23 protein-coding genes are annotated in these 26386 nt (G+C 32.8%); 14 read left to right on the top strand and 9 right to left on the bottom strand.

From position 1 onward, the window contains the following. Positions 1–12: 12 nt before the first annotated feature. Complete coding sequence (locus tag CN946_RS15675) at positions 13–795, bottom strand: HipA family kinase (RefSeq protein ID WP_098861985.1); 783 nt, start codon at positions 793–795, stop codon at positions 13–15. After that, positions 788–1897: a glycosyltransferase family 4 protein gene (locus CN946_RS15670; RefSeq protein ID WP_098861984.1), complete on the bottom strand. Its 1110-nt coding sequence runs from the start codon at positions 1895–1897 to the stop codon at positions 788–790. The genes CN946_RS15675 and CN946_RS15670 overlap by 8 nt, the downstream gene beginning before the upstream one ends. Positions 1898–2213: 316 nt before the next feature. Between CN946_RS15670 and CN946_RS15665 the strand changes: the two genes are divergently transcribed. Genes CN946_RS15665 through menC form a run of 4 tightly spaced genes read left to right on the top strand, consistent with a single transcriptional unit; the run spans position 2214 to position 6225 of the window. Beyond that, positions 2214–3068, top strand: a complete 855-nt coding sequence (locus CN946_RS15665) for a MurR/RpiR family transcriptional regulator (protein ID WP_098861983.1) — start codon at positions 2214–2216, stop codon at positions 3066–3068. Between the two features lie 24 nt (positions 3069–3092). Then, positions 3093–4268 (top strand): amidohydrolase, encoded by a 1176-nt coding sequence (locus tag CN946_RS15660; RefSeq protein WP_098861982.1) that lies wholly within the window; start codon positions 3093–3095, stop codon positions 4266–4268. Further along, positions 4243–5085 (top strand): GNAT family N-acetyltransferase, encoded by an 843-nt coding sequence (locus CN946_RS15655; protein WP_098861981.1) that lies wholly within the window; start codon positions 4243–4245, stop codon positions 5083–5085. Before CN946_RS15660 ends, CN946_RS15655 begins: the two co-directional genes overlap by 26 nt. Before the next feature lie 30 nt (positions 5086–5115). Then, the gene (gene menC, locus CN946_RS15650; protein WP_098861980.1) at positions 5116–6225 is read left to right on the top strand and encodes an o-succinylbenzoate synthase; all 1110 of its coding nucleotides are present in this window, start codon (positions 5116–5118) and stop codon (positions 6223–6225) included. Between the two features lie 530 nt (positions 6226–6755). On the opposite strand, the gene CN946_RS15645 is transcribed toward menC, so the two are convergent. Genes CN946_RS15645 through CN946_RS15635 form a run of 3 tightly spaced genes read right to left on the bottom strand, consistent with a single transcriptional unit; the run spans position 6756 to position 10111 of the window. Beyond that, on the bottom strand, positions 6756–7943 hold the full coding sequence (locus CN946_RS15645) for a hypothetical protein (protein ID WP_098861979.1): 1188 nt from the start codon (positions 7941–7943) through the stop codon (positions 6756–6758). A 17-nt stretch (positions 7944–7960) separates the two neighbouring features. Further along, entirely contained in the window at positions 7961–9160 is a 1200-nt protein-coding gene (locus CN946_RS15640; protein ID WP_098861978.1) for a DUF58 domain-containing protein, read from the bottom strand. Beyond that, positions 9161–10111, bottom strand: coding sequence for an AAA family ATPase (locus CN946_RS15635; RefSeq protein WP_098861977.1), 951 nt, complete (start codon positions 10109–10111; stop codon positions 9161–9163). Positions 10112–10509: 398 nt separating this feature from the next. Between CN946_RS15635 and CN946_RS15630 the strand changes: the two genes are divergently transcribed. The 5 genes from CN946_RS15630 to CN946_RS15610 all read left to right on the top strand — a co-directional run bounded on the left by CN946_RS15630 (position 10510) and on the right by CN946_RS15610 (position 15086). Beyond that, the gene (locus CN946_RS15630; RefSeq protein WP_176547338.1) at positions 10510–11682 is read left to right on the top strand and encodes a CapA family protein; all 1173 of its coding nucleotides are present in this window, start codon (positions 10510–10512) and stop codon (positions 11680–11682) included. A 719-nt stretch (positions 11683–12401) separates the two neighbouring features. After that, complete coding sequence (locus CN946_RS15625) at positions 12402–12950, top strand: RNA polymerase sigma factor (RefSeq protein WP_098861975.1); 549 nt, start codon at positions 12402–12404, stop codon at positions 12948–12950. Next, positions 12947–13408: an anti-sigma factor gene (locus CN946_RS15620; RefSeq protein WP_098861974.1), complete on the top strand. Its 462-nt coding sequence runs from the start codon at positions 12947–12949 to the stop codon at positions 13406–13408. The genes CN946_RS15625 and CN946_RS15620 overlap by 4 nt, the downstream gene beginning before the upstream one ends. A gap of 14 nt (positions 13409–13422) precedes the next feature. Next, on the top strand, positions 13423–13878 hold the full coding sequence (locus tag CN946_RS15615) for a hypothetical protein (protein ID WP_141546926.1): 456 nt from the start codon (positions 13423–13425) through the stop codon (positions 13876–13878). Beyond that, positions 13875–15086: a DUF4097 family beta strand repeat-containing protein gene (locus CN946_RS15610; RefSeq protein WP_098861972.1), complete on the top strand. Its 1212-nt coding sequence runs from the start codon at positions 13875–13877 to the stop codon at positions 15084–15086. Before CN946_RS15615 ends, CN946_RS15610 begins: the two co-directional genes overlap by 4 nt. A 162-nt stretch (positions 15087–15248) precedes the next feature. Here CN946_RS15610 and CN946_RS15605 read toward each other — a convergent pair whose 3' ends face one another. The 3 genes from CN946_RS15605 to CN946_RS15595 all read right to left on the bottom strand — a co-directional run bounded on the left by CN946_RS15605 (position 15249) and on the right by CN946_RS15595 (position 17878). After that, on the bottom strand, positions 15249–15914 hold the full coding sequence (locus tag CN946_RS15605; RefSeq protein WP_098861971.1) for a DUF2642 domain-containing protein: 666 nt from the start codon (positions 15912–15914) through the stop codon (positions 15249–15251). Positions 15915–15942: 28 nt separating this feature from the next. Beyond that, positions 15943–17301, bottom strand: coding sequence for an arsenic transporter (locus tag CN946_RS15600; RefSeq protein ID WP_098861970.1), 1359 nt, complete (start codon positions 17299–17301; stop codon positions 15943–15945). Positions 17302–17548: 247 nt separating this feature from the next. Further along, positions 17549–17878, bottom strand: coding sequence for a DUF1904 family protein (locus CN946_RS15595; protein ID WP_098861969.1), 330 nt, complete (start codon positions 17876–17878; stop codon positions 17549–17551). Positions 17879–18611: 733 nt separating this feature from the next. Between CN946_RS15595 and qoxA the strand changes: the two genes are divergently transcribed. From qoxA to katG, 5 genes are all read left to right on the top strand, one after another. After that, entirely contained in the window at positions 18612–19511 is a 900-nt protein-coding gene (gene qoxA / locus CN946_RS15590; RefSeq protein ID WP_097975828.1) for a cytochrome aa3 quinol oxidase subunit II, read from the top strand. Next, positions 19511–21475: a cytochrome aa3 quinol oxidase subunit I gene (gene qoxB / locus CN946_RS15585; RefSeq protein ID WP_098861968.1), complete on the top strand. Its 1965-nt coding sequence runs from the start codon at positions 19511–19513 to the stop codon at positions 21473–21475. Before qoxA ends, qoxB begins: the two co-directional genes overlap by 1 nt. Continuing rightward, entirely contained in the window at positions 21453–22043 is a 591-nt protein-coding gene (locus tag CN946_RS15580; RefSeq protein WP_025672298.1) for a cytochrome c oxidase subunit 3, read from the top strand. The genes qoxB and CN946_RS15580 overlap by 23 nt, the downstream gene beginning before the upstream one ends. Continuing rightward, entirely contained in the window at positions 22040–22321 is a 282-nt protein-coding gene (gene qoxD, locus CN946_RS15575; protein ID WP_098861967.1) for a cytochrome aa3 quinol oxidase subunit IV, read from the top strand. Before CN946_RS15580 ends, qoxD begins: the two co-directional genes overlap by 4 nt. A gap of 426 nt (positions 22322–22747) precedes the next feature. After that, the gene (gene katG, locus CN946_RS15570) at positions 22748–24931 is read left to right on the top strand and encodes a catalase/peroxidase HPI (RefSeq protein WP_098861966.1); all 2184 of its coding nucleotides are present in this window, start codon (positions 22748–22750) and stop codon (positions 24929–24931) included. Between the two features lie 215 nt (positions 24932–25146). Here the strand turns inward: katG and CN946_RS15565 are convergent, their stop codons facing one another. Further along, entirely contained in the window at positions 25147–26358 is a 1212-nt protein-coding gene (locus CN946_RS15565; RefSeq protein ID WP_098861965.1) for an MFS transporter, read from the bottom strand. Positions 26359–26386: the final 28 nt, after the last annotated feature.

Here is a 26386-nt window from a genome sequence, read left to right as displayed (position 1 = left end):
GTTTTTGTTATACTATTCATTTTGTTCATGTAATGGACGGTAGATCGTTTTGACGAATTTATGTTTAAGATAAGGGAGAATTTTTTTTCTACGATTTACTAATCTGCCTACAATTGCCTTTTTGTCTTCCTTTGATAAAAACCAATCATCAGGTATTAATTCTACTATTTCTTCTAAAAGCAGTACCGGGAATCTTTGGATGATTTGAAGTTGTTCATTAAATTCTTCTTCACTATTTATATATTGGGACATGAATTGATGAGTTGAACTTTTCATAATATTTTGAGGCAATGTTTCTAACTCTGAAGTTAACCAGCTATAGGAGCCAAATGCTTCAGCATGGTCAATGATCCATAGTTTAAATTGATCTAAACTTTCTTCGCGAAGTAATATGTTTTTTCGGGTACGGTCTCCATTACACAGCCAATAATCGAATAAAATAATACCTGGAAGCTGTTGGTTATTTAAAATACTAGGAACTGATCCAACTTGATGTCCATTTAACGTTTCCGGTACATATAAAGAAGCAAACTGAAACTTTGAATGTTGAATTTCTTCTATGATTAGATCCGGTATTGTTTTTGAAAATTCTTCAGGAATAGAAACGATTTGAGCAAAAGGAACTGGTAAATCTAAAAATCTAGCAATACAATAGGCAACCCATTCGTTTGGTAATGTTTTCTCATATCCAGACCGAAAATATTTCACAACATAATCTCTACCATCACTAAATGTAATTAAGTGAGCATTGGATTTTCCTTCTAGTTTTTTAATATAGGAAACTGGTTCAATCATTTTGAATCACATCACTATTATTGCCTTTACCAAATTTCAGTAGATATTCGCGATAAATATCGGCTACTTTATGAATAGCAAAATTTTGTTCAACATGGTTGATCGCATTTTGCGATAGCTTTTCATGAAACTTCTTATTATCAACGATTGAATATATTTTTTTAACAGCATCTTGAACATCATGTCCTCGAAAAAGCATACCTGTTTCACCTTGAAGAACGATTTCCGAAATAGGCATTATATTAGAAGCAACAACAGGAACACCACAAGCCATAGACTCAATAAAGGTATTCCCAAATGATTCTACTTTTGTAGTTGCGATTGTACAACCACCGGATTGAAGTACTTTTGCGTATACATGAGGCATTTGTTGATAAGGAATAACCGGAAACCATTTAATTATATCGGTTAGATCTTCTTCCTTCCAAGCTAATGCAAAATCCTCTCGCTGAACGCTTTGAGCTCCTCCAATTAACCAAATTTCAATATCCGACCGTTCACTTTTTATCAATTTTGCAATTTCAATTAACATTGGCCAGTTTTTTCGCTTATCCACTCTACCGATACAGCACACAATTTTTTTATTGTTTGGAAGGATTGGATTATTTTCGGATGCGATTTCAACTTGAGCTAATGGATGGAAAAATGATGTGTCAACACCATTGTAGATTACTTTAATGGGGATATTATCTGTTAAGATGGAAACTAATCTTTTTTGATAATTAGATGGAACAATAATAGAAACAGGTTCAATGGATCTGAATTTCTTTAAATGAGGTTGTAGTTTTATAAGCTCGGGCGTACGTGCTTCTACAATAACAGGACCTTTATATTTAGCTTTTTGTAACCATTTATATGCTGCTCCCGTATCTACTACAATGATTGCATCGTATGCATTGTTTTTAATAATATCAATAATTTCGTTTTCGTCCTTCGTTAAATAGACAGGTGCAACATCTTCCATTATGTGTAATCCACCATGATCTGTTGTGTATAGAAACTCAGTATCAATGCCAAACTTTTTAAAATAAATTGAACGATTCCTCCAGCCAGCATTTACTCCACCAACTGTTAAGAGACGCCAGATTATTAAGACTTTCAAATTTTCCCCTCCTTGATTTTAGGGTATACAAATAACGTTTAAACCGATTTGAAAACTAATTGTATACACGATTACAGCTTTTGACCGGATTCAAATCTTGAATAGTAGTCCTATTTTAGTTAATTCAAATTGAGGTAAATTGTAAGGGCAGTTAACTACTAACTACAAATATTTATTAGGTTAAAAGCAGAAAAACTTAACTTTTTTTTCCTTGCTCCTAGTTTAGGGATATGATAATGTATAAGAAAAAGAAGTATTGACTGCAATTTTTAAAATTTATGAAGTATAAACTTCAATGTTGGAAGGATTAAAAATAATGGAGCGACCTAATTTTAAATTGTTAGTAAAGGAAAAATTTTCACAATTATCACCAGGGCAAAAAAAAGTAGCGACTTATATGATTGAAAATCTTGAGGAGTGTGCCTTTAAAACTGCTCATCAAATTGGAAAAAAAGCTGAAGTAAGTGAAACAACGGTCATTCGTCTTTCATATGCACTCGAATTTGAAGGCTTCAGTGATATGCAGTTATGTGTTCAAAATGAGTTTCTTCATTTAAATAAAACCGATTATATAAAAGAAAAAGAAGAGTTAAAAAATGAAGAAGGACAAAATACTTTTACAAAAATTATCGAAAATGAAGTAAATATTTTAAGAAACTTATTACAACCTTCGAATATTAAGGAAATTTCAAAAGCTATTGAAGCAATTACCTGTGCTGATCAAGTGTTAATAGTTGGTCATCGAGTATCCCATCTAGCTGCGTACTGGTTTTCGAATACGTTAAGCTCAATTAGAGGTAACGTATTGTACTGTTCTCCTGCAGGTGACTTTTATGAAAAGTTTTGTAATTTAACAGAAAAATCAGTTGTTGTTGCTTTTTCTTTTCCAAGGTATGCAAAGGAAACATTAACAATTGCAGAATGTACGAAAGAAAATGGAGTAAGTTTAATTTCAGTTACTGATCGATTATTATCACCAATCGGTCGAATAGCAGATATCGTTCTAACTACAGAAGAAAATGTGGAAAGTGGTTCTAACTCGGTAGCATCAGTTATTAGTCTATTAAATTTAGTGATTGCCGGATTATATGAAAAAGACCAAAAAAGAATTCAAATGTATCAACAAAAATTGGAAAAAATTTATTCTACCTATGAAGTGTTTATAGAATAGAAAAAACAGTTAGGAGAAAATCTGATGAATCCACAATCTTATCTAGATCATAATAAAGAAACTATTTTACAAACTTACCGGGATTTACATAAGCTAGCTGAGCCTAGTTGGCAAGAAGAACAAACAGCAAAGTATTTAAGAGAACGACTAAATGATGCAAAAGTTGAGATTAAAACGTTTAAAAATCATTTTGGATTTATTGCTGAAATTAAGGGTCAAAATGATACAGTTGTTGCGCTAAGAGCTGATATGGATGCACTAGTTCAAGAAGTTGATGGTGTTGTAATGGCAAACCACTCATGTGGTCATGATGCTCATAGTACGATGGTTTTATTTGCAGCGTTGGCGATATCTGCAAGTGGTACAAAGCCAAAACATACGATTCGATTTATCTTCCAGCCAGCTGAAGAAAAGGGTGAAGGAGCCCTTCAAATGATGGAAGATGGTGCATTAGACAATGTTATTTCATTGTTTGGCGTACACTTAAGACCAGAAAGAGAAGTACCTTTTCAAAAGGCATCTCCAGTGATCATACATGGTTCTGCTGAAACGATTAAAGGGACAATTCGAGGAATTCAGGCTCACGCATCTAGACCACAAGATGGTATTAATGTGATTGAAGTAGCTGCTGAAATAGTAAATAAATTAAAGCAAATAAATTTAAATACGGATATGCCTCATTCAATTAAAATGACCCAAATTCAAACTGAAAATGAAGCATCAAATACGATACCAGAAACGGTAAAGTTTTCACTTGATGTTAGAGCGCAAACAAATGACATTATGAATCAATTAAATGCGCGTACAGTTGAGGTTTTTGAGGAAACGATGTTTGAAACAAAAGCTAAGATTTCGTGGTCTATGGAAGAGTTTGTTCCAGCGGCCGTACAAAACGAGCAGGCAATAAAAATTACCGAAAGGGCCATTGCTGAAATGATTGGACAAGAAAACGTAGTCCCTGAATGTATTTCAAATGGTGGTGAGGACTTCCATTTCTATACAAATAAATATCCTCAAATTGCGGCTACAATGGTCGGTTTAGGATGTGGATTAACACCGGGGTTACATCATCCTCATATGAGTTTTAATTTAGAAGCACTTCATTATGGAGCGAAAATTTTAACTCAAACAGTTTTATTAGCATCAGAACAAGAACAATTAAGAGGTGGCGCAAATGCTAAACAAACTGAATCAATCTGAAGTTAAGACAGGAATTAAGATCCGGGCTCTACATTCCATCGAAGAAATGGGGCAGGTACGAGAACTAGAATCTAAAATTTGGGGACTTGAGGATTCAATTCCTACTCATCAAACAATTACAGCTGCAAAAAATGGCGGCTTAGTTTTAGGGGCATATTTTGGCGATAAAATGGTTGGATTTCAATATAGTTTTCCTGGCTATAATGGACAAAATGTTTATCTTTGTTCTCATATGCTTGGAATTGATCAAGAGTTTCGTAATAAAGGGATTGGAAAACTGCTTAAAATTGCCCAGCGAGAAGAAGCTCTTAAACTCGGATATAAACTCATTACTTGGACTTATGATCCATTAGAAACCGCAAATGGATATTTAAATATTTCTAAGTTAGGTGGAGTTTGTAATACGTATATTGAAAACTGCTATGGAGAAATGGAAGACTTATTAAATAATGGAATTCCATCTGACCGTTTTCTAGTTGAATGGTATATTGCAAAAGGAGAAGAGGAAAAGGTGAATTTGAGACCTTTTGAATTAGATGAAGCAGTTAAAAATTCACTTATAAAATGGGAAGAAAACAATGACGGAATACCAATACCGATTCATAACGATATGGATGTATTGAACGATCTAGCCTTTGTTGCAGTACCAAAAGATTTCCGAACAATTCGAGAAACGAATATTAAAATTGCAAGCCAATGGCGAATGCTTACTAGAGAGTCCTTTAAAAAATTATTTCAAAGCGAATGGAAAGTTACTGGATTTTATAAGAATTCAGACTCGGAAATACCAGTTCATTTTTATGTACTAAACAAATAGAAAAGTAATATAAAGGAGAGTTGTTCGGAAATGAAAATTAAAAAAATAATATTACGCCATATGAAGCTAGATTTATTGCATCCATTTACAACAAGCTTTGGTACTGAATATGACCGTGAATTTATTCTATTAGAAGCGATAAGCGAAGACGGTATATCAGGTTGGGCTGAATCTGTTGCTATGCTTGATCCACTATATAATGAAGAAACTTTAAAAACAAATTGGCATATTCTAGAAGATTATTTAATTCCAATCGTGTTAAATAATGATATTAACCATCCAGACGAAATTTCCGAAAAGTATTTCTCACATATTCGTGGGAACTATATGGCCAAAGCTGCCATAGAAGGTGCAATTTGGGATCTGTATGCTAAACAAGAAAATATCTCACTTTCAACTGCGTTAGGTGGAACGAAAAAGGAAATCGAAGTAGGAGTAAGCATTGGGATTCAAGATTCAATCGATTCAACAATTAAAATTATCGAAAACCGACTTGCAGAAGGCTATAAAAGATTTAAATTAAAAATTAAACCAGGCTGGGATATTGAACTGATTGATAAAGTACGTAAAGTTTATCCAACGATTCCTTTAATGGCGGATGCTAACTCAGCATATACATTAGCTGATATGGACCAATTAATTGCATTAGATGAATATAATTTAATGATGATCGAACAACCACTTGCATACAACGATATAATCGATCACGCAGATCTACAAGAAAGAATGAAAACTCCAATCTGCTTAGACGAAAGTATTCACTCACTAGAAGATGTTAGAAAAGCAATAAAACTAGGAAGCTGTAAAATTATTAATATTAAAATTGGTCGAGTTGGAGGATTAACTCAATCAAGAAAAATACATGATCTATGCCAGGAAAATGGAATTCCATTATGGTGCGGTGGAATGCTAGAATCAGGAATCGGAAGAGCACATAATATTGCAATTACATCATTACCAAACTTCATTCTACCTGGAGACACAGCAGCATCTGCATTATACTGGGCAGAAGATATCATCGAACCAGAAGTAACTGTAGAAAATGGAATGATTACTGTACCAACCAAATCAGGCATCGGGTACGAGCCACACATGCAAAATATTGAAAAATATACAATCAGTACGAAAGTATACAATTAGAATTAAATACTAGAGTAAGGAGAGGACACGAACCTAAGTTTATGGTTTGTGTTTTTTTCGTGATGATTCAAGGGCCTCTTATGAGTAAATATGGATCATCATTTTGCATTATTAAGTACTCACAATGGTGTTCCTTGTTGGTCTAACATTGAAATTTTGATATAAAGTTCAAATCAACCATACTTTTACTGGATAATGTTTAGGTTTGAATGATTCTTACTCGATTTATTGTTAGTTCTTCTATTTTTTTGAATCTGATAAACTATTTTCTCATGATGCCAAGCCTTATTTGCAGTTTTCATAGTTTTAATTGCAGACTTGGTTTTTTAAATTGCAGATTAACCAAATTTAATTGCAGTTATGGCATTTATAATTGCACATGAACAGATTTAATTGCAGAAATAGCATTTTTATTTGCACTTAACTTAAGCAAATTAAATTGCATCTACACAGGTTTATTCGTAGTCTCAACCTTTTCAACTGCATAAAAACCCAAACCTAAGTACAAGGTTTGGGTGTATTCTTTGTTCTTAATCTTCTTCCTTATTCTTGCTTTTAATCCTATCCTTGATTCTTTTTACTTGTTCTTCGTATTTCTCAATATCCTTTATTTCACCTTTACCATAGCGCACCGAGTTATATGCATTGATTAGCTCATCTTCATTCGGTATTTGTATGCGCTCCAACCACTCTTTTAATGTTTCATTTTGGTGTCGACCCATCTTGTATTTAGATGCATATTTTTGAAGTTGGAAGATCAGTTTTCTGATTTGCTCTGTTGGGGCAGAGTGTTTGAAAAAGCGTATTTTTTTCCTCTTGTGTTCTGGTATTGCATTATATTCGATGCTGATTTCTTGTTTGACAGTATGTTTTTCATTACGTATATAAGTAAGCTTTCTTATGACTAGCCAAATTACGATTAAAACGATCATCAATAATAATAACCATACCCAAGTAGGAGTCGACTCTAAAATATAATGGTGATTACGTATATTTTGTGGAAGTTTATCTTCAGCGCTTGAATTTTGGCCTAGCTTGATTTTTTTCTCTTTAATAGTGATGTGATCTACATAGTTAAAGAAAGGAGTTCCTAAAAAACCAACTGCACTAAATAAAACGTCTAGTAATTTAAAAATCCCCCACTTTAAGATCGGTAAGATTAACGATATGATTCCAGTAAGCAGGGCTGCCATACTAATAGATCCTATAATTCCTCGATAGTTTTTAATAGTATGTGTTGTGACTGCTTGTTGAAAGTATCTACCTAAACTAAATAAAATTGTAAAAATGATGATTATCCATAAGATCAAGTTCATATGAGAATAATGTGCAGTCCACCCAAAAAAGAGGACTACCAAACTTGTTAAATAAAAAATGATCTGCAATTTATTTCGTTCTTCGATCCATAACGAAGTGTCTTTAAGGAAAGCCTCAAGTCGAAAATAGATAAAGCTAGCGCATAAAATAGATGTAACTGAATTTAATCCAAGAGTATAACTGATTCCTCCAGAAATTATGGCCGCTAGAAATGGAATAACTCGTGATACTTGAGACTTTCGTAATGAGTAAAGTAAAAATAGATTTCCAATCAAAAAAATACAAATTAGTGCCAATGTAGGTGGCAGTTGATTTTTTGATTCGTATATAAAGATAACGATTAAATAGAGTAATAGATATTCTAATGAAAAAAAGTATGTAGAAAGTAAACGTAAAATCATTTCATTTTCCTTTCGACTTAATGATGTCCAAATGGAACAAGCGTTGGACTTTCTAAATCATCTTGTAGATAATAGATGCTTTGGCCACGTTTTCTCATTTGAGCGAAATATCGATCTCCATTCTTACCGAACGGGCCACATAAAATAACAACGGGAGATTTTCGTTGCTGCTTTTCTACGTAATGCAGTAATCGATCAATTGACTGTGTCATCATTGCGCCATTAATTCTAGCAAGAATATCATAAGTTTTACCTAATTGAGATTTACCTCCACCAATAGGTAAATGATAAACAGGAACTCCACTTTCCATGTTCAAATTTAGGAATATTTCATAATTAATATTTTTTATTGCAGCGTATTGGACTATATAGGCAATATTACTAGCAATTGATTCGATGTTTTCAATTATACTTAATCTAAAATTATCATGTTGAGTATCTCTTAAATTTATGATGAATGTAATTGAATAGTCAGCAGTTCGTTCATAAATTTTCGTTTGAAGTACTTGAGTTTTAGCACTAGATTTCCAATGGATTCGATGAAATGAGTCCGAATAAACATAATCTCTTGTTCCAATCGGAGCTAGAAAATCTTCAAACATACTAGTATTTGTTACAAAACTACCATATGAGTTTGTTGAAATTATTTGGTCAATTTGAGGTACAGGAATTAAAGTAGGGTAAATAATAATTTCTTTATATAAAAATGGTTTATAGGTCAAATATAGATAGCCTAAACTAAAAAAGTTTGAAATTTTTAATTCTACATGTTTAATTCTAGTAACACCTCGTTTAGTAGCTGAAAGTGGTAATGAAATCTGAATCGTTTCGTTACCTTTTAGTTGAATAGGGATAATTAGTTCTAAATCTGAATCGCTACTAACTGTTTTAAAATTTATTGCATCTACTATTGGTTCTAATTTTATTCGAACTGTTGCGTTTATAATTGGCAACCAATGATTCTGGGTGATCTTTACGGGTAAATTAAATTGTTCTCCGACGGAAACTCGAATGGGCTCCTTGTCGTTTTCGATGATAAGGTGATCAGCAATATGTTTTAAATAGTATCGACTCATCAAACTAATGATGATTAAAAATCCTCCTAAAAACATTAATAAATAGGTAGATTGATAGACATTAATGATTAGAAATATGATCCCAAAAATAGTTAGGATATCAAGTGAATTTTTACCATGTATTTCTTTATTCCAAGTCATTTATTGACCAGCTCCAGCTTCTACAGGAACTTCAACTTGATTTAAAACTGATTCAATAACTTGTATAGCATTTTTCTTTAAGGATGCCTCAAGGGTCAAGACTAATCTGTGTGAAAGGAGATAAATCGCAACGTCCTTCACATCTTGTGGAGTGACAAATGATCTATTGTTTATATATGCTTTACCTTGTGAAGCTCTCATTAGTGCCAATGTACCACGTGGACTTATGCCGAGTTGAATATCTTCATGATTTCTCGTTGAATGAATAATATTTAAAATATAATCCTCTACTTCTTCAGAAATTGTAACAGTTTTCACTTGTTCTTTCATTTCATCAATTTCTTCTAAAGTTAGTACATTTTTTAAATTCAAAAATGGAGTATTTGAACGATATGACTTCATAATGCTTTTTTCTTCTTCAAATGTAGGGTATTCCAAACGAATCTGCATAAAAAATCGATCCATTTGTGCTTCAGGTAATGGAAACGTACCTTGTTGTGATTCAATTGGATTTTGCGTTGCTATAACGATAAACGGATTCGGTAGAGGAATAGTTTCTCCATCAATTGTTACCTGGCGTTCTTCCATTACTTCTAATAAACTAGCTTGGGTTCTAGGAGTAGCACGATTAATCTCATCTGCTAATAAAATATTTGTCATAACAGGGCCGATTCGAAGCTGAAAGTCTTGTTCTTTTGGATGAAAAAATTGAATACCTGTTACATCACTAGGTAATAAATCCGGAGTAAATTGAATTCTTTTAAACGATCCGTTAATCGTTTTGGCAAAGCTTTTAGCTAATTGTGTCTTTCCAGTACCAGGGACACTTTCGAGTAAAATATGTCCATTATTAATAAGAGCGATGAAAATCATTTCAACGACATCCTCTTTACCAATTATTACGTGACTAATCTCTTTCTTTAATTGTAATAACTTTTCTGTTCTATTCATTGTTCTCTCCTTATCTTTCAAAACGTTTTAAGAATTATTAAATATGAATTGTAACCTGTTTAAAAGTCAAAAAATGCTGAACATGCTATTATTTTAATAGTTGAACATTAGTAAAGTCCAATAATTCTCAATTTTTAAAATCTATTTAAGTAAACGATTAATATTGTTTGATATTTTTAAATAAACACTGTAGAATATATTGTTTGTTTGTTAAAAAATGGAAATAACTTAAAAGGAGTACAGTCGGAAACGACAATGATAGAAGAAAGTTTTTAAGGATCTTAAAGATTATTAATTGATAATAAGGATTAAAATATTAATAGATAAAGGTTCGGATTGTTTTGTCATTCCCTTTACCATGCATTCCAATGAACCTCCCTTTAACAGGAGAGAAAAAGATGAAAAAAATAATTGTAATATTAGTAACCTGTATTATTGCTTTACTTTGCGGGTGTACAAAAAATAATCAAGAGGAACACAAAGTAAAAGAAAATAATCGAAATACAGAACAGGTTAAAGAGCAGAAAGAGCCTATAAAAAAAGTAAATCAGGTTGTTTCAAAGGTGACCGTTGGTGCCGTGGGTGACCTATTAATACATAATGAAGTTTATGAAGATGCTATGCTTCCAAATGGTGTATATAACTTTAATAAAATGTTTGATGAAGTTAGAAAAACGATGGAAAAGCCAGATATTTTAGTAGCGAATCAAGAAACGATGATTGGTGGAAAGCAATTCGGATTATCTACGTATCCAGCGTTTAATAGCCCATATGAAGTCGGAGATGCACTCAAAGGGGCTGGGGTTGATTTTGTAACACTGGCCAATAATCATACGCTTGATCGAGGAGAGAAAATTATACGAAGTGCAATTTCCCATTGGGACGCTATTCATATGCCATATACAGGTGCTTTTAAATCACAAGCAGATCGTGACCAAATTAGAGTGATAAATAAAAATAATATTCGATTTTCATTTCTTGCTTACACATTTGGTACAAATGGGATTCCCGTTCCTAAAGGAAAAGATTATTTAGTAAATTTGATTGACCTTGCCAAAATACGTAGTGATGTTGCAAGGGCAAAGAAAGTATCAGATGTAGTAGTAGTTGCCATGCATTGGGGGATTGAATATGAAAGAATGCCGAACAATACCCAAAAGAATCTTGCAAAACAATTAGCTGATATGGGAGTTCAAATTATTATTGGAAATCATCCACACGTCCTGCAACCGCCGGCATGGATCACTGGAAAAACGGGGAATAAAACGATCGTCTTTTACTCATTAGGAAATTACTTATCAGCTCAAGATGAAATCTATGAGTTAATAGGTGGCATGGGTACAATTGATGTAGTTAAAACTCAAACTGATCAAAATGTAAAAATTGAATTGGCAAATCCAAGTTTTTTTCCAACGTATAATTACTATCGGGATAATCGTAATTTTAAAATTATGTCTTTGGAAAATATTAATGATGTTAATCTGAAAAATGGCAAAATGAGATACAACGAAATAATGAACCATATGCGAACAAATATTAAGGATTTAAAAAGTATTTCTGAGGTTCATTAGCTAATGTTGGCTATTTACTTAACATTGAAGGTTGTAAATAAAAGCTTTCAAAGAGTTGAAATATAAAATGGTCAAACATATATTAAGTAAATTTAAATGATAAAATAATTTATTTATTTATGATCTAAAAATGATAAATGTTAATTATTTGAGCGGTTTTATAATAACAATAAACTCTAGTAATTTTTATTCTTAAGAAGTTAAAAATATTTAAGAGCTAATTTATAGAAAAACAATTTAAAATGATTATTATAATAAGTTGATGTTCGATTTTAATTTGCCTACAAACTGATTAACAAGCTATTATGCAATTCTAAGTAAAGGATGTAAAATTTGGTTTTTAGTGTATCCATTTTTTTGATGAATAAGTTGATTGGAACGAAGGGGTGCTCGACTCCTATGGGANNCCCCATGGAAAGCGAGCACCCCGTAGTGGAAATCAACCTCACTAAACTCCTTTTACGAAAATTTGTTTATTAATTGACAAGGTTGTTTTTCTCCAGTGTGAAAGCTTGTTTTTACAAGCTTTTTTTTTGTTTATTAATTAAAAAAGAGTATTACTCACAAACTATTTTTTAACAAAGTGGAAAATCAATTATTCTTCTTTAATTGATTAAGAAAGATGTTTAAAAACTTTTTTTGAAAAAATTTATTTATTTTTGCAGGGTTTTTAAATTTGTCTTCGTCTAAAGTTATGGAAAAGGAAAAGAGGTGATGCAATGGAGTCGGATGAACACTTAGTAAGGAATATAGTAAAGGGGAATCATCAACTATTTAAGGAATTAATAGTAAGATACCAATCAAAGGTATTTGCAGTAGCATTGAAAGTTTCAAATAACCAAAAGGATGCTGAAGATATTTCGCAAGAAGTCTTTCTCCAATTGTATCGTTCTCTCGAAGACTTTAACGGAGAATCTAGTTTGGCCACATGGATTTATCGAATTACAATGAATAAAGCAATTGATTTTAAAAGAAAACAAGTAAAACAACAGGAAAATGAAACTAGTGAATTACTTTCTACTTTACCAGAGGAGAATTTATTATCACCTGAAGAAGCTTTACTAAAAACGATTGATAAAGAACTTATTCATTCATATTTAATTGAATTGCCACAAGCATATAGCGATGTATTGAAATTATATTATTTTGAAGAACTTACCTATGGGGAAATAGCTTTGAAATTAAATGTAGCCGTTAAAACTGTAGAATCACGTTTATATCGAGCTAAACGATTAATTAAAGACAAGCATAAAGGAGGGATCATTTGAAACATTTAACTTCTGACCAACTATTATCGTATCAACAAAAGAAGCTTTCAAATAAAGAATCTCTTTTGCTTGAACAACACTTAAATGAATGTAGCTCATGCCAGGCGGAACTTGAACTATTAAATGAATTAGACATGGAATGGATGAATCCACCTGAATTCCATTTTTCAGATGAGCTAGTGAACGAAATAATGAAACAAACTGAATCAATACAGATTTCGGAAAAAACGAATGAAAATAAATCTAATACGAATTCAAAAAAAGTTCGTTTAATCCATTTAGTATTGGCTGCTGCAGCAACATTTTTATTCTTCCAATTTCAATTAACTGAACGGATTACAAATTCCAATCGTCATGTTGTACAAACGATTAATCAGACTTCTTCGTTAATTGAAAAAAGTAAAGAAATTAAATTATCAATTCCAATTCCAAAAATTTTGAAAGGAAATAAAAAATAATGGAGGTACAAACATTGAAAAAACGTAAAAAATTAGTTTATTTATTATCGATTTTACCTGGTCTTGGCCATTTTTATTTAGGATTAATGAGTCGAGGCTTACAGTTTATGCTGTTATTTTTCGGTACAGTATTTTTAACACATTTAATTTCAAGCTTTGGATTTTTTATACCAGTCATCGTATTTTATAGCTACTTTGATGCACTTCAATATCATAGTAAATACCGTGAGGACATTGAATTGGTAGATGAGCCAATCGTAAATCATCAATTTAAAATTAATAAGTTTTTAATTGGTTGGGTATTAATCGGTTTTGGTTGCTTATCATTATTAGAGAACACTTCTGATTATATTTCTAGACATTACAATATTTTTATTGACTATAATTTAGTACAAAATTTACTAATCAGTATTATTTTTGTCGGTCTTGGTATTAAATTATTAACTGGAAAGTCGAAAAAAGAAGTATGAGGAATTGGAAGGTTGGCACTATAACAGCGGGAATTATTTTAATCGCTATTGGTTTACTATGGTTTCTACAAAATTTTATTTCAATTCCTTATTCGAAGCTTCTAATTAATGCATGGCCAGTTGCTTGTATTTTATTAGGAATTGAAATTTTACTATTCAATATAGTAAGAAAAGAAGACACACTTCGTTTTCATGGATTTAGTATTTTTTTACTTACATTAATGATGGTTGTTTCATTACTATTTAGTATTGGTCACCTGTTTATCAAAGAAATTGGTTATACTTTTAAATCTAAAAATATTGAAATAAATGATTCTCAAACAATCTCTCCAACAATTAATGAAGTTATTATTAAATCAACTGATGGAGAGATAAATGTAAATGGAACTGACTCGAGTTCGTTAAAAGTAAATGGTCATATAAGAGTTCCTGATCGCGATAATAAAGACAGCGGGAAATTATCCGATTATTATTCAGTAAAAACACTTGGCGATAAACTGTTTATCGAAATTAGTGATGATGACAATCAGCTCTTTCATTTTGATAATGAAAGAGCAGAGATAAATATTGAATTACCTAAAAATATTTTAACGAATATTAACGTAAAAAATGGCTCTGTCAGCTTATCAAATAAAGATAATAAAACAGTCATTAATTCAAATGATGGTCAAATCAATATTGAAAATGTAACTGGAAACTTAGTTGCAAAAACTAGAAATGGTTCAATCAGCTTAACGAATGCAAATTTAAAAAGTGATAGTGAAATTGCAACAAATGATGGTGAAATCACAATCAAAAATATAGCTGGTTATTTAAATGCCGATACGAGAAATGGTAGCATTTCGATTGAACATGCAAATCTAGAAGGTACAAGTGAAATAATGACTAATGATGGAGAAATTAACTTAAGTGATTATAAAGGAGAAATTAACGCAAAAACAAAAAATGGTGCAATTAATGTTGAGGATGCATTATTAAATGGTAATAGTAAAATTTCTTCTGATGATGGTGAAATTCAAATCGACCTACTAACGGATAACAATCTAACGATTAATGCGGAAACAAATGATGGTAGTTTTAATGGTAATATTGGGTGGGAAATGAAAAATAAAGATGAAAATCATACAAATAAGGCAATGGTTGGAAGTGGCGAATATCATCTTAATTTAAAAACGAGGAACGGATCAATTTACGTAAATAAAGATTAGAAGATTAATATATTTAAAAAGCCCCAAATCAAGGCATGGGGCTTTTTTTACTGACGTATTAAGAATTATAAAAGAAAGCAAGGTAAAAAAGGATAGGAAGAAACCTAATTTTTAAACAAAAAAAAACCTTTAAATACATTTTGTATCAAAGGTTGTATCTAGCTATGGTAAGTGTACAGATTTTATATGAGCAAGTTTTAAATAAACATTTTGTCCACTCGCAACGGAAAGTTCTATTTGATTATTATCTACTTTATTTAAAAGCCCAATTTTCATTGGATCTGTCCCACCATCAAAAATAACAAGCTTTCCAATTTCTTTTCTAAGCTGAATTTCTAAAGATCTGTGTAAAGGAGTAGTTGATGGATGAACCGCTAGAGTTTCATTATTTAAATTATATGGTACCACTCTATGGTTATAAGGTGTGATCCATTTTAAATGTGATAAAGAGATATACATTGTATGAAATACAGGTGAGTAAAATACAAGATAATCATTTAATACGTTCATAATATAACCATGAAAAGTTATATTACCAGTTACATAGATTTCTGAAAATATTCCTTTAGCATTTAGTAAAATTTTACGATAAGAAATTGTCTCCATTTCCTGCGTAATGGATGGTTCATTAGGGTTTTTTATTTTTTCTTTCAATTCATTATTTTGATATACCAAATGGATATGCATCCAAGGGATATAATAATATTTTAAGCCGTTAAAAAGCACTAAAATATCTTGTCCTAAATCAGTAAGAATCCCTTCGAATATGACATCTCCAGATAATCTTACTGAAACTTGTTCTCCAAGCAATGTAGATACATCACTCACGTAAATCTCCTCCTAAAGGGTAATTAAATTAATGGGCAAAAAATAATTGTATCCAATAAAATAATAGTATTAATGAAATTATTGTTGTTAATGGGATCACAATTATAGTGACGCTTAAATAATCTTTCCATTTTACTTTAATTTTATTTTCCCTTAAAATGTGCATCCAAATTAATGATGCTAATGTTCCAATTGGTAACAATAGCGAACCTATATCACTACCAACTATATTAGCAAGATAGATTGCTTTTAGTGTCACTGGATCTAGTCCCATTTCAGTTAGGCTGATTGTCCCGATCATAAGGGCAGGGTGATTGTTAAAAAGATTTGACAAAACACTTACTAATCCACCCATTGCCAAGGTGGCATTAAAAAGTCCCTGGTTAACGATTGGTTCAATTTCTTTTACAATAAAATCAGTAAGACCAGCATTGTGAAGTCCGTAAATAATTACATACATTGAGAATGCAAATAAAAGAATTTGCCATGGTGTCTTTTTTAAGATATCTACAGGATTTGTTCTTAAATGGTACCATCTCCATATAAGCAAAATGAGAGAACCTAGTACAGCAACAATTTCAATTGGAATTGAAATAAATGATGCAACAAACAGTAAACATCTCATTACAAATACAAAAGTTAATATTTTAAGCATAAACTTTGTTCTTTTTCTTTTTGTTTCAACAGAAATTTTACTTTTTAACGGATGAAAATTTTTAATAAAAAAAGATTCTTCAATATCATTTGTTGAAGCGGGTAACACTTCTGGAAATTTACTTTTTAATACGAAATACATCATAATCGACATGAATAATAAGCCTAACATTGTAGGTACAAACATCATTAAGGGTTGCATATAAAGTGGCATGTGTACGATTTTTAAACCTATTAAATTTACGATATTACTTACGCCAATTGGAGCACTTGAAGCAGTTGCAATTAATGCACCTGATAATAGGTAGGGAATTTGTTGATGTGGTTTTAAACGTAGATTTTTTAAAAGAATTATTAGTATAGGTGTTGTAATTAGGATGCTACCATCATTATTAAAAAGTAAAGTCATTAAAAAACATAGTAATTGAATGTACCAATATAATCGATAACTAGAACCTTTGGCCAATGTAACTAATCGAGCTGCTGACCAATGAAAGAACCCGAAGCTTTCTAAAATAACAGCCATAACAATAGTAGCTATAATCGTAATTGAAGCTCCACCGATTTTCGTTATAATGTCGTATAAATCGTGTCGAGTAACAATTCCAGTTACTAGAATGATTATTGCACCAATTGAAGCAGGCCATGCTTCATGAATTCCTTTTGGTCTCCAGAATATGACGGCCATTGTCATAATGAAAACAAATGCTGTCATTGCAATTTCAAAATTCATTTTTATTCACCTTTCTCTAATCGGTAGCATTTTTTTGTGTCCTACTTGTCCGATTAATATACTAATATTCAATTTTACAAATCATGTACTTAGTCAGTAGACCATTTTTTTTAGTTTGTATATTTGTCCACATAGTTGAAATGTCCCGAAATGACATCGTCCTATAGGTACACATGCCCCGGAAATATCGATTTTCAAAAAAAAAAAGGTCAGCTGCTCCGCTGACCTAAATTATTTTAAAATATCATTATGGAAATTTCTTCCCATTTATATAATAACTATCTTCTTGATAGGTAATAAAAGCAATTTCAAATTCAGGAATTTTCAATGTGTTAATATGTTTTTCGATTGTAGCTGCGAAACGATCTCTAGTTTCACCACCACGTTCAAACCATTTTACTTCAATGAATGGAAAGCTTTCTACAATTTCACCATTAAAAATTGAAGTTGAATGAATACAATCAATCGTAAAATTATCAGCTCCACATTCACAAACCACTGCGAGTTCTTCGATTAAAGACTTACTAATTTTGCAAATATCATCAGTTGAAATCCCTTTAATTAATAATTGAGGCATAAATGTCCCACCTTTTTTCTACAATTATAACTTAAATTACTTTGAAAATTAAATGAGTCATTTGCTATTTAGAATATTTCTGTAGATAAAAAAACCAATAATTGGTATTGATAATCATTTTCACTTATGTTAATCTAAGATTAATAAAAGAAGTTTAAGAAATACGCTATTGTTTTTCTTAGTTCTTCGTTTGTATACACATTAAAAAGTAAAATGTGGAATGCGACCCTAGAACCCCCAAAAACCCTAAAGAAGAGAAGAACGCGCTAGGACAGTAGTTTTTCTCTTCTCCAAATTAATAACCCTGTTTTTTGACGCAGATTATTCTGCGTTATTTTTTTGTGTGAAAATACAGATTATTTCGTGAAATACCATAAAAATTATTATACTAATTTACTAATATGTAAGTTTCGAAATGTGAACAAAAAGTTAATCAAAATCTAATATTTGTCTAAAATGTGAACGTTGTGAATAAATGAGCAAATGTGTTAAACCATTGATATAAATAGGTTTTGTAGAAAATACCGTATTTTCAAATATGTCTAAAATGTGAACACTCTTTTTTTCCTTCCAAAATGGAAATTAATTGTTTGTTTTTTTAATTAAAGTATCTTACTATAACTGTGGACATTGTTTGTCATTTTAGTGACAATTTATAAAAATACTTATCTAAGAAATAATTCAAAAAAACTATTTTGAACTTTTTACTTACGTTATAGGAAGGAAGAGCGAAATGAAAAAATTTCTAATGGGCATGATGATTATGCTGGTTGCATTAGTAATGGGTGCTTGTGATAAGATTGCAGTTCTTAATCCAAAGGGTCCAGTTGCTAAAACGCAAGCGGATACGATTATCTTCTCGATGTTGATGATGTTAGGAGTTTTACTAGTAGTTTACATTCTTTATATTGTTATTCTATATAAATATCGTGCTAGTAAACTTCCAAAAGATTACGAACCTCCTCATGAAGAGGGAAGTAAAACACTAGAAATTATTTGGACTGTTATCCCAATAATTATTGTTGCAGTTTTATCAGTAGTAACTGTTAAAACAACAAATGCAGTTGAAAGTGTACCAAAAGGTCATGAAAATGATAAACCACTTGTTATTTATGCAAGTTCTTCAAACTGGAAATGGCATTTCTCTTATCCTGAACAAGGAATTGAAACTGTTAACTATGTAAATATTCCAACGAATAGAAATGTAGAATTCAGACTTTATTCATTCGGTCCTATTACAAGTTTTTGGATTCCACAATTAGGTGGACAAAAATATGCAATGAGTGACATGGTAACTAAATTAAATTTTGTTGCTTCAAATGAAGGTTCTTATATTGGTAAGAACAGTAACTTCAATGGTAAAGGCTTTGCTGGAATGGAATTTGAAGTACTAGCAATGAATAATAAGGATTTTAACGGCTGGGTTAAGGACGTTAAAGAAACAGCTCCTGCTTTAACAGAAACAGAGTTTAATAAATTACTAAAAATTGAGCATTTAGGTAGAAAGACATATACTTCGACTCATTTAGGATTTAGACCAGCTCCAGAAGGAAAAAATGCAGGACATCAACATGGTTCTATGAAGGATTCATCTGATCACCATGACATGGATAATATGGAGGGGATGAAATAATGGGCTTTAAATGGGATCACTTTTTTGTAACAGGTGAACCAATGATCTATGGCGCAATGGTGAGTATCGTTGTTGTATCTATTGCTATTGTAATTGGTTTAACCAAATTTAAAAAATGGGGTTATTTATGGAAAGAATGGTTAACAACTGTTGACCATAAACGTATCGGTGTAATGTATATTCTGTGTGCATTATTAATGCTATTCCGTGGTGGAGTAGATGCGTTACTGATGAGAGCACAATTAGCAGGACCAGATTTAAAAATATTAGATGCACAACATTATAATGAAATTTTTACAACTCACGGCTTAATCATGATTCTGTTCATGGCGATGCCTTTCATTATTGGATTAATGAACATCGTTATTCCTTTACAAATCGGAGCTCGTGACGTAGCATTCCCTTACTTAAATGCAGTTAGTTTCTGGTTATTCTTTGCAGGTGCAATGCTTTTAAACTTAAGCTTTGTTATCGGTGGATCACCTGATGCTGGTTGGACAGCTTATTTCCCACTAGCTAGTAAGGAATTCAGCCCAGGTGTTGGGAATAACTATTATGCGATATCACTTCAAATCGCTGGTCTAGGTACTTTAATGACTGGTATTAACTTTATCGTTACAATATTAAAAATGCGAGCTCCAGGCTTGAAATTAATGAAATTGCCAATGTTTACATGGAGTATCTTAATTACAAACGTTATTATCGTATTCGCATTCCCAGTATTAACTGTAGCTCTAGCATTAATGATGTTTGATCGTGAATTTGGTACTCAATTCTTTACGATGGCACATGGTAACGATATGCTATGGGCGAACTTATTCTGGATTTGGGGTCATCCTGAAGTTTACATCGTTATTCTCCCAGCTTTCGGTATATATAGTGAAATTATTGCTACTTTCTCAAGAAAGAATTTATACGGATATAAGAGCATGGTTGTCAGTATGATTGCTATTTCTGCTTTAAGTTTCCTTGTATGGGTTCACCATTTCTATACAATGGGTCAAGGCTCTGTTGTAAATGGCTTCTTTAGTATTACAACAATGGCGATTAGTATACCAACCGGTGTTAAAATCTTTAACTGGTTGTTTACATTAAGAAAAGGTAAAATCGAATTTACTGTTCCAATGTTGTACTCACTAGCATTTATTCCGATCTTTACAATCGGTGGCGTTACAGGTGTAATGCTAGCTATGGCAAGTGCTGACTACCAATATCATAATACGATGTTCTTAGTTGCTCACTTCCATTATGTATTAATCCCAGGTACTGTTTTTGCGGTAATCGCAGGATTCTACTATTGGTTCCCTAAAGTATTTGGATTTAAATTAGATGAAAAAATTGGTAAGATTACGTTCTGGACAATTATCGTTAGCTTTAACGTAACATTCTTCCCATTATTCTTATTAGGATTAAAAGGTATGACTCGACGTACTTATACTTATAGTGCAGAGTCAGGTTTCGGACCATTAAATATGATTGCTACAATTGGAGCTGTTGGGTTAGCAATCGGATTCGTTTTACTTGTTTATAATATTTATTACAGTGTACGTTACGCACCAAGAGAAACAACTGGTGATCCATGGAATGCAAGAACATTAGAGTGGGCTACAAGCAGTCCAATTGCTCCTTATAATTTCGCAGTTATTCCAAAAGTTGATTCTTTAGATCCATTCTGGAAAGCTAAAAAAGAAGGTAAATCTTTACTTGAAGGCGAGATTACAGATATTCATATGCCAAGTAATAGTGGTATACCATTCATATTAGGTGCAGCATTTATGGCATTTGGTTTCTTCTTAATATTTGAATGGTGGGTACCAATGATTGTATTTGCGGTTCCTGTCGCACTATGCTTAATTGCACGTTCTTTCCAACGCGATCATGGCTACCATATTCATAAAGAAGAAATTATTGAAACAGAGAAAAAATTACGAGGTGATCACTATGAGCAGCAGGCCTCTGTATAGTCTAGGTGAAGAGAGTTCTAATAAGATTTTAGGCTTCTGGATATTTTTAGGAGCTGAGATTGCCTTATTCGGAACATTGTTCGCGGTTTACTTCACTCTAGCAAATAACACTGGTTCAGCACCTACTCAAAAAGAATTATTTGAGATGAAAGGTGTAATGATAGAAACATTTGCCCTATTAACAAGTAGTTTTACGATTGGTTTAGTCGTAAACGCAATAAAATTAAATCACAAAAAAGCTTTTATAAGCTTCCTTGTATTAACACTAGCTTTAGGAGCAGTCTTCCTAGGAGTAGAGATTACAGAGTTCTTTACTTATGTTCATGAAGGTGCAACAATCCAAAGTAGTGGAGCATTATCAGCATTATTCGTATTATTAGGTACTCACGGTGCCCACGTATCATTCGGTATGTTATGGGGTATTGCAATCTTAATTCAAGTTTCTCGTGAAGGAATTACAGAAACTACAGCAAACAAAACATTTATTTATTCATTATACTGGCACTTCTTAGACGTAGTATGGATCTTTATCTTTAGTTTTGTTTACGTGAAAGGACTGATTGGATGAGCGCATTATTCCCTAAGCATCAAGTGGTTGGCTTCATCCAATCACTTGTTCTAACAATCATCGCTTTAAGTGTTTACTATTTAGATTTACCGTTTAAAGTTTCATTTATTATTTTAATTGTCACTGCATTATTACAAGGCGGTCTTCAGTTAATTGTTTTCATGCATATGAATGAAAATGAAAATAAAAGTGTATTATATATCAATTTAGGTTACGCAGTATTTATTGCAGTAGCAATTGTCTTTGGTACTCTTTGGACATTAGTTTGGGGTATGTAATAGTGAAAAGCTCTTCGACATTCGAAGAGCTTTTTTTGCTTTTTAAAAAGGTAGATTTTGAAGTTCTTACTTGCAAAATCAATTAATTAAGAAAAATAAAAAAGCGGTAAATCAATTAAATAGCAGGTCGTTTTGTATTGTATGTAGAAGTAAGTAATTAAAAATATTCGTGTTTATACTTATGAACAATTACATTAAAACAATGATGGATAAGGTTTGAACTGGACAAAGTATTGCGCAAAAAAAGTTAATGTCATCGATTGTTCACAATGTTATGAATAATATCTTATTTGTGATACTTATTTCTATTAATATATGTAATAGTCTAATATAATGATTGCATAATAATTAATCATATCTTGTTTGAAAAGTAATACAAGATACATAATTATTGGGTATTTATTTACTTTTAAGGAGGAAAAAAGTATGGAAATGAATGACAATTCAAACATTGCAAAGTGCCCGTTTAATCATGGTAGCACTACTACTCCGAAATCAGCTGGTACAGTAAATAAAGACTGGTGGCCAAACCAGTTAAATTTGAACATTCTACATCAGAATGACAGAAAATCAAACCCTATGGATGAAGAATTTAATTATGCAGAAGCATTTAAAAAGTTAGACTATCAAGCGATTAAACAGGATCTTCACAATCTAATGACAGACAGTCAAGATTGGTGGCCTGCTGATTATGGACATTATGGTCCATTCTTTATACGTATGGCTTGGCACTCAGCAGGTACATATCGTACGGGTGATGGCCGTGGTGGAGGAGGAACAGGTACACAGCGTTTTGCTCCACTTAATAGTTGGCCTGACAACGGAAATCTCGATAAAGCACGTCGACTGCTTTGGCCGATTAAGCAAAAATATGGTAACAAAATTTCTTGGGCTGATTTATTTATACTAACAGGTAATGTTGCTATTGAATCAATGGGCGGTAAAACATTTGGTTTTGGAGGAGGACGCAAAGACGTTTGGCATCCAGAAGAAGACGTCTACTGGGGTAATGAAACGGAATGGCTAGGGGATAAGCGTTACAAGGGTGATCGTGACCTTGAGAATCCACTGGCTGCTGTTCAGATGGGTCTTATCTATGTTAACCCAGAAGGACCAAACGGTAATCCAGATCCTATTGCAAGTGGCCGTGACATACGCGAAACCTTTGCTCGAATGGGAATGAATGATGAAGAAACAGTTGCACTAATCGCTGGAGGGCATACTTTTGGTAAAGCTCACGGCGCAGGGGATGCTGCTCATGTTGGACCAGAGCCAGAAGCAGCTCCGATTCATTCCCAAGGATTAGGCTGGCTAAGTACTCATGGCTCTGGTAAAGGTCGTGACACCATCACTAGCGGTATTGAAGGTGCTTGGACTGCAAACCCAACAAAGTGGGATAATGGTTACTTTGACTTATTGTTTGGATATCAATGGTGGCTTACAAAGAGCCCAGCAGGTGCGTTCCAGTGGCTTGCAGTAAATCCTGAAGAGAAGGATCTTGCTCCAGATGCAGAAGATCCAACCGTTCGTGTTCCTACCATGATGACTACAGCTGATATGGCATTGCGTTTTGATCCAGAATACGAAAAGATATCTCGTCGTTTCCATGAAAATCCAGATGATTTTGCTGATGTATTTGCTCGTGCGTGGTTTAAACTAACGCACAGAGATATGGGACCACGTTCAAGATATTTAGGACCAGAAGTCCCAGAAGAAGTTTTAATTTGGCAAGATCCAGTACCTGCTTCTGAATACGATATATCTGCTGCAGAAGTTGAAAAGATCAAATTAATGATCCTAGATACAGAGCTTACTATTAGCGAGTTAGTAAATACTGCTTGGGCTTCTGCAAGTACATTCCGTGGCTCAGATATGCGTGGAGGTGCTAATGGAGCTCGAATTCGACTATCTCCACAGAAGGATTGGGAAGTAAATCAGCCTGATCAACTTGCAAAGGTACTGAATGTATTAGAGAGCGTTCAAAACCATCTACATAAGAAAGTCAGCCTAGCCGACTTGATTGTACTTGGTGGTAGTGCCGCGGTAGAAAAAGCTGCACAAGATGCAGGTTTTGATGTAAAAGTTCCATTTACTCCAGGACGTGGAGATGCAATACAAAAGCAAACAGATATAGAAAGTTTTGCAGTGCTAGAGCCGATCGCTGATGGTTTCCGAAACTATCAAAAGAAACAATATAGTGTAAATTCAGCAGAGCTATTAGTAGATAAGGCACAATTGTTAGGCCTAACTGCACCTGAAATGACTGCACTCATAGGTGGTATGCGCGTACTAGGTACAAACTATAATGGCACACAATACGGTGTATTTACTGACCGAGTTGGTACACTTACTAATGACTTCTTTGTAAACTTGCTAGACATGGGAATTGCGTGGACGCCTGTAGACGGAGATGTTTTTGAAGGACGTGATCGTAAGTCTGGTGAGAAAGTACGTACTGCAACTAGTGTTGATTTAGTGTTTGGTTCAAATTCAGTGTTACGTGCGATAGTAGAAATATATGCTCAAGACGATAACAAAGAGAAGTTTGTGCGTGATTTTATCGCTGCATGGGTTAAAGTCATGAATGCAGATCGCTTCGACCTTGGATGAGGAAATATACAATATATGTTAAATAATATGGAGTAAATAAAAATCCTTCCTGATCAATCAGGGAGGATTTTACTTGATATGTACAGCAGATAAAATGGAGTAACAAAAGGATGAAATTGATACTCGTTTATCATTCTTTAAACTTAAGTTTTTGTATATTGACTAAAATCAAAAGGCAGTCATATAGACAGCCTTTTTGGAAAATATATCCCTACTTAAGCTGATTTTTTTCGATCATTTGGCAGCATAAAAGCTACTAGACCTAATAGTGGTAAGAAGCTACACAAATTCATTACGAATTTTAGGCTAGTTGCATCGGCAATTACACCTAATAATACTGCTCCTAAAGCACCCATTCCAAATGCTAAACCAACTATTAATCCACTTACTAAACCAACTTTTCCAGGAACGAGTTCTTGAGCGTAAACAACAATTACACTAAAAGAACTTGAACTAATAATCCCAATTAAAAATAATATTGGAATAACTGCCAGTAAAGAGATATGAGGTAATAATAATGCTAATGGAAATGTACCAACTAATGAAAATAAAATCATATTCCGTTTTCCGAAGCGATCAGCTAGCGTTCCACCTATGAAAGTACCTATTACGCCTGCAATCATAAAGATAAATAAATATAATTGTGTACTTTTAATCGATAAACCATAACTTTTAATTAAGTAAAACTGATAATAATTTCCTATGCCTGCTGAGTACCACGAACGGGCAAATGTAATAAATACTAGCAGGATAATAGCAAATTTTACAGCAGATGTAATTTTGATATTTTCACCAGAAGATTGACCTTTACCTTTTAATTTAAACGGGTTTTCCTTCAATTTATTTCGATACCATGTGGATACGTAAATTAATACACAAATTCCAATTGCAGCTAGGATTGTAAACCATGCAGCACCTTTTTGTCCTAGTGGTACGAAAATTAGCGCTGTAAAGATTGGCGCCAGTGAATTCCCTGTATTTCCGCCTACCTGGTAGATAGCTTGCGAGAGTCCTCTTTTTGAACCAGACGCTAAAAAGGCTACTTTTGAGCCTTCTGGGTGGAAGATGGCAGAACCTATACCAATTAATAGAACTGATAATAATACAATAAATAAATTAGGTGCAAATGCTAAGCAAAGCATTCCGAGTAGACTGGATGCCATTCCAATCGGTAGGAGAAATGGTGAAGGCTTTCGATCGGAAAAAATCCCAAAAACGGGTTGCATTACAGAGGAAGTCATATTTAGCGCAAAGGCTATGAATCCAATTTCTGTATAAGTTAAATTCATAGTCTTTTCTAAAATTGGAAATATGGCCGGTACAACTGCTTGCATAGAATCATTTAATAAATGGCCTAAACTGATTGCAAATAAAATTTGATACATTGTTGACTGATTAATAACCTTTGTATTAACTGCTGGTTGCATAATATCCTCCTTTCTTATTAACGTATCT

Source organism: Bacillus sp. AFS053548 (assembly GCF_002575105.1).
Lineage (GTDB): Bacteria > Bacillota > Bacilli > Bacillales > Bacillaceae_G > Gottfriedia.
This window is presented reverse-complemented; position numbering and strand designations above follow the sequence as displayed.

Bases quoted from the DNA above. Each gene is read 5' to 3' on its own strand.
- CN946_RS15610 (WP_098861972.1), top strand. From the start codon at position 13,875: ATGAGGAATTGGAAGGTTGGCACTATAACAGCGGGAATTATTTTAATC.
- CN946_RS15630 (WP_176547338.1), top strand. From the start codon at position 10,510: ATGAAAAAAATAATTGTAATATTAGTAACCTGTATTATTGCTTTACTT.
- menC (WP_098861980.1), top strand. From the start codon at position 5,116: ATGAAAATTAAAAAAATAATATTACGCCATATGAAGCTAGATTTATTG.
- CN946_RS15655 (WP_098861981.1), top strand. From the start codon at position 4,243: ATGCTAAACAAACTGAATCAATCTGAAGTTAAGACAGGAATTAAGATC.
- CN946_RS15580 (WP_025672298.1), top strand. From the start codon at position 21,453: ATGAGCAGCAGGCCTCTGTATAGTCTAGGTGAAGAGAGTTCTAATAAG.
- CN946_RS15635 (WP_098861977.1), bottom strand. From the start codon at position 10,111: ATGAATAGAACAGAAAAGTTATTACAATTAAAGAAAGAGATTAGTCAC.
- qoxA (WP_097975828.1), top strand. From the start codon at position 18,612: ATGAAAAAATTTCTAATGGGCATGATGATTATGCTGGTTGCATTAGTA.
- CN946_RS15595 (WP_098861969.1), bottom strand. From the start codon at position 17,878: ATGCCTCAATTATTAATTAAAGGGATTTCAACTGATGATATTTGCAAA.
- CN946_RS15645 (WP_098861979.1), bottom strand. From the start codon at position 7,943: ATGATTTTACGTTTACTTTCTACATACTTTTTTTCATTAGAATATCTA.
- CN946_RS15565 (WP_098861965.1), bottom strand. From the start codon at position 26,358: ATGCAACCAGCAGTTAATACAAAGGTTATTAATCAGTCAACAATGTAT.
- qoxD (WP_098861967.1), top strand. From the start codon at position 22,040: ATGAGCGCATTATTCCCTAAGCATCAAGTGGTTGGCTTCATCCAATCA.
- CN946_RS15675 (WP_098861985.1), bottom strand. From the start codon at position 795: ATGATTGAACCAGTTTCCTATATTAAAAAACTAGAAGGAAAATCCAAT.
- qoxB (WP_098861968.1), top strand. From the start codon at position 19,511: ATGGGCTTTAAATGGGATCACTTTTTTGTAACAGGTGAACCAATGATC.
- CN946_RS15660 (WP_098861982.1), top strand. From the start codon at position 3,093: ATGAATCCACAATCTTATCTAGATCATAATAAAGAAACTATTTTACAA.
- CN946_RS15600 (WP_098861970.1), bottom strand. From the start codon at position 17,301: ATGAATTTTGAAATTGCAATGACAGCATTTGTTTTCATTATGACAATG.
- CN946_RS15665 (WP_098861983.1), top strand. From the start codon at position 2,214: ATGGAGCGACCTAATTTTAAATTGTTAGTAAAGGAAAAATTTTCACAA.
- CN946_RS15625 (WP_098861975.1), top strand. From the start codon at position 12,402: ATGGAGTCGGATGAACACTTAGTAAGGAATATAGTAAAGGGGAATCAT.
- katG (WP_098861966.1), top strand. From the start codon at position 22,748: ATGGAAATGAATGACAATTCAAACATTGCAAAGTGCCCGTTTAATCAT.
- CN946_RS15640 (WP_098861978.1), bottom strand. From the start codon at position 9,160: ATGACTTGGAATAAAGAAATACATGGTAAAAATTCACTTGATATCCTA.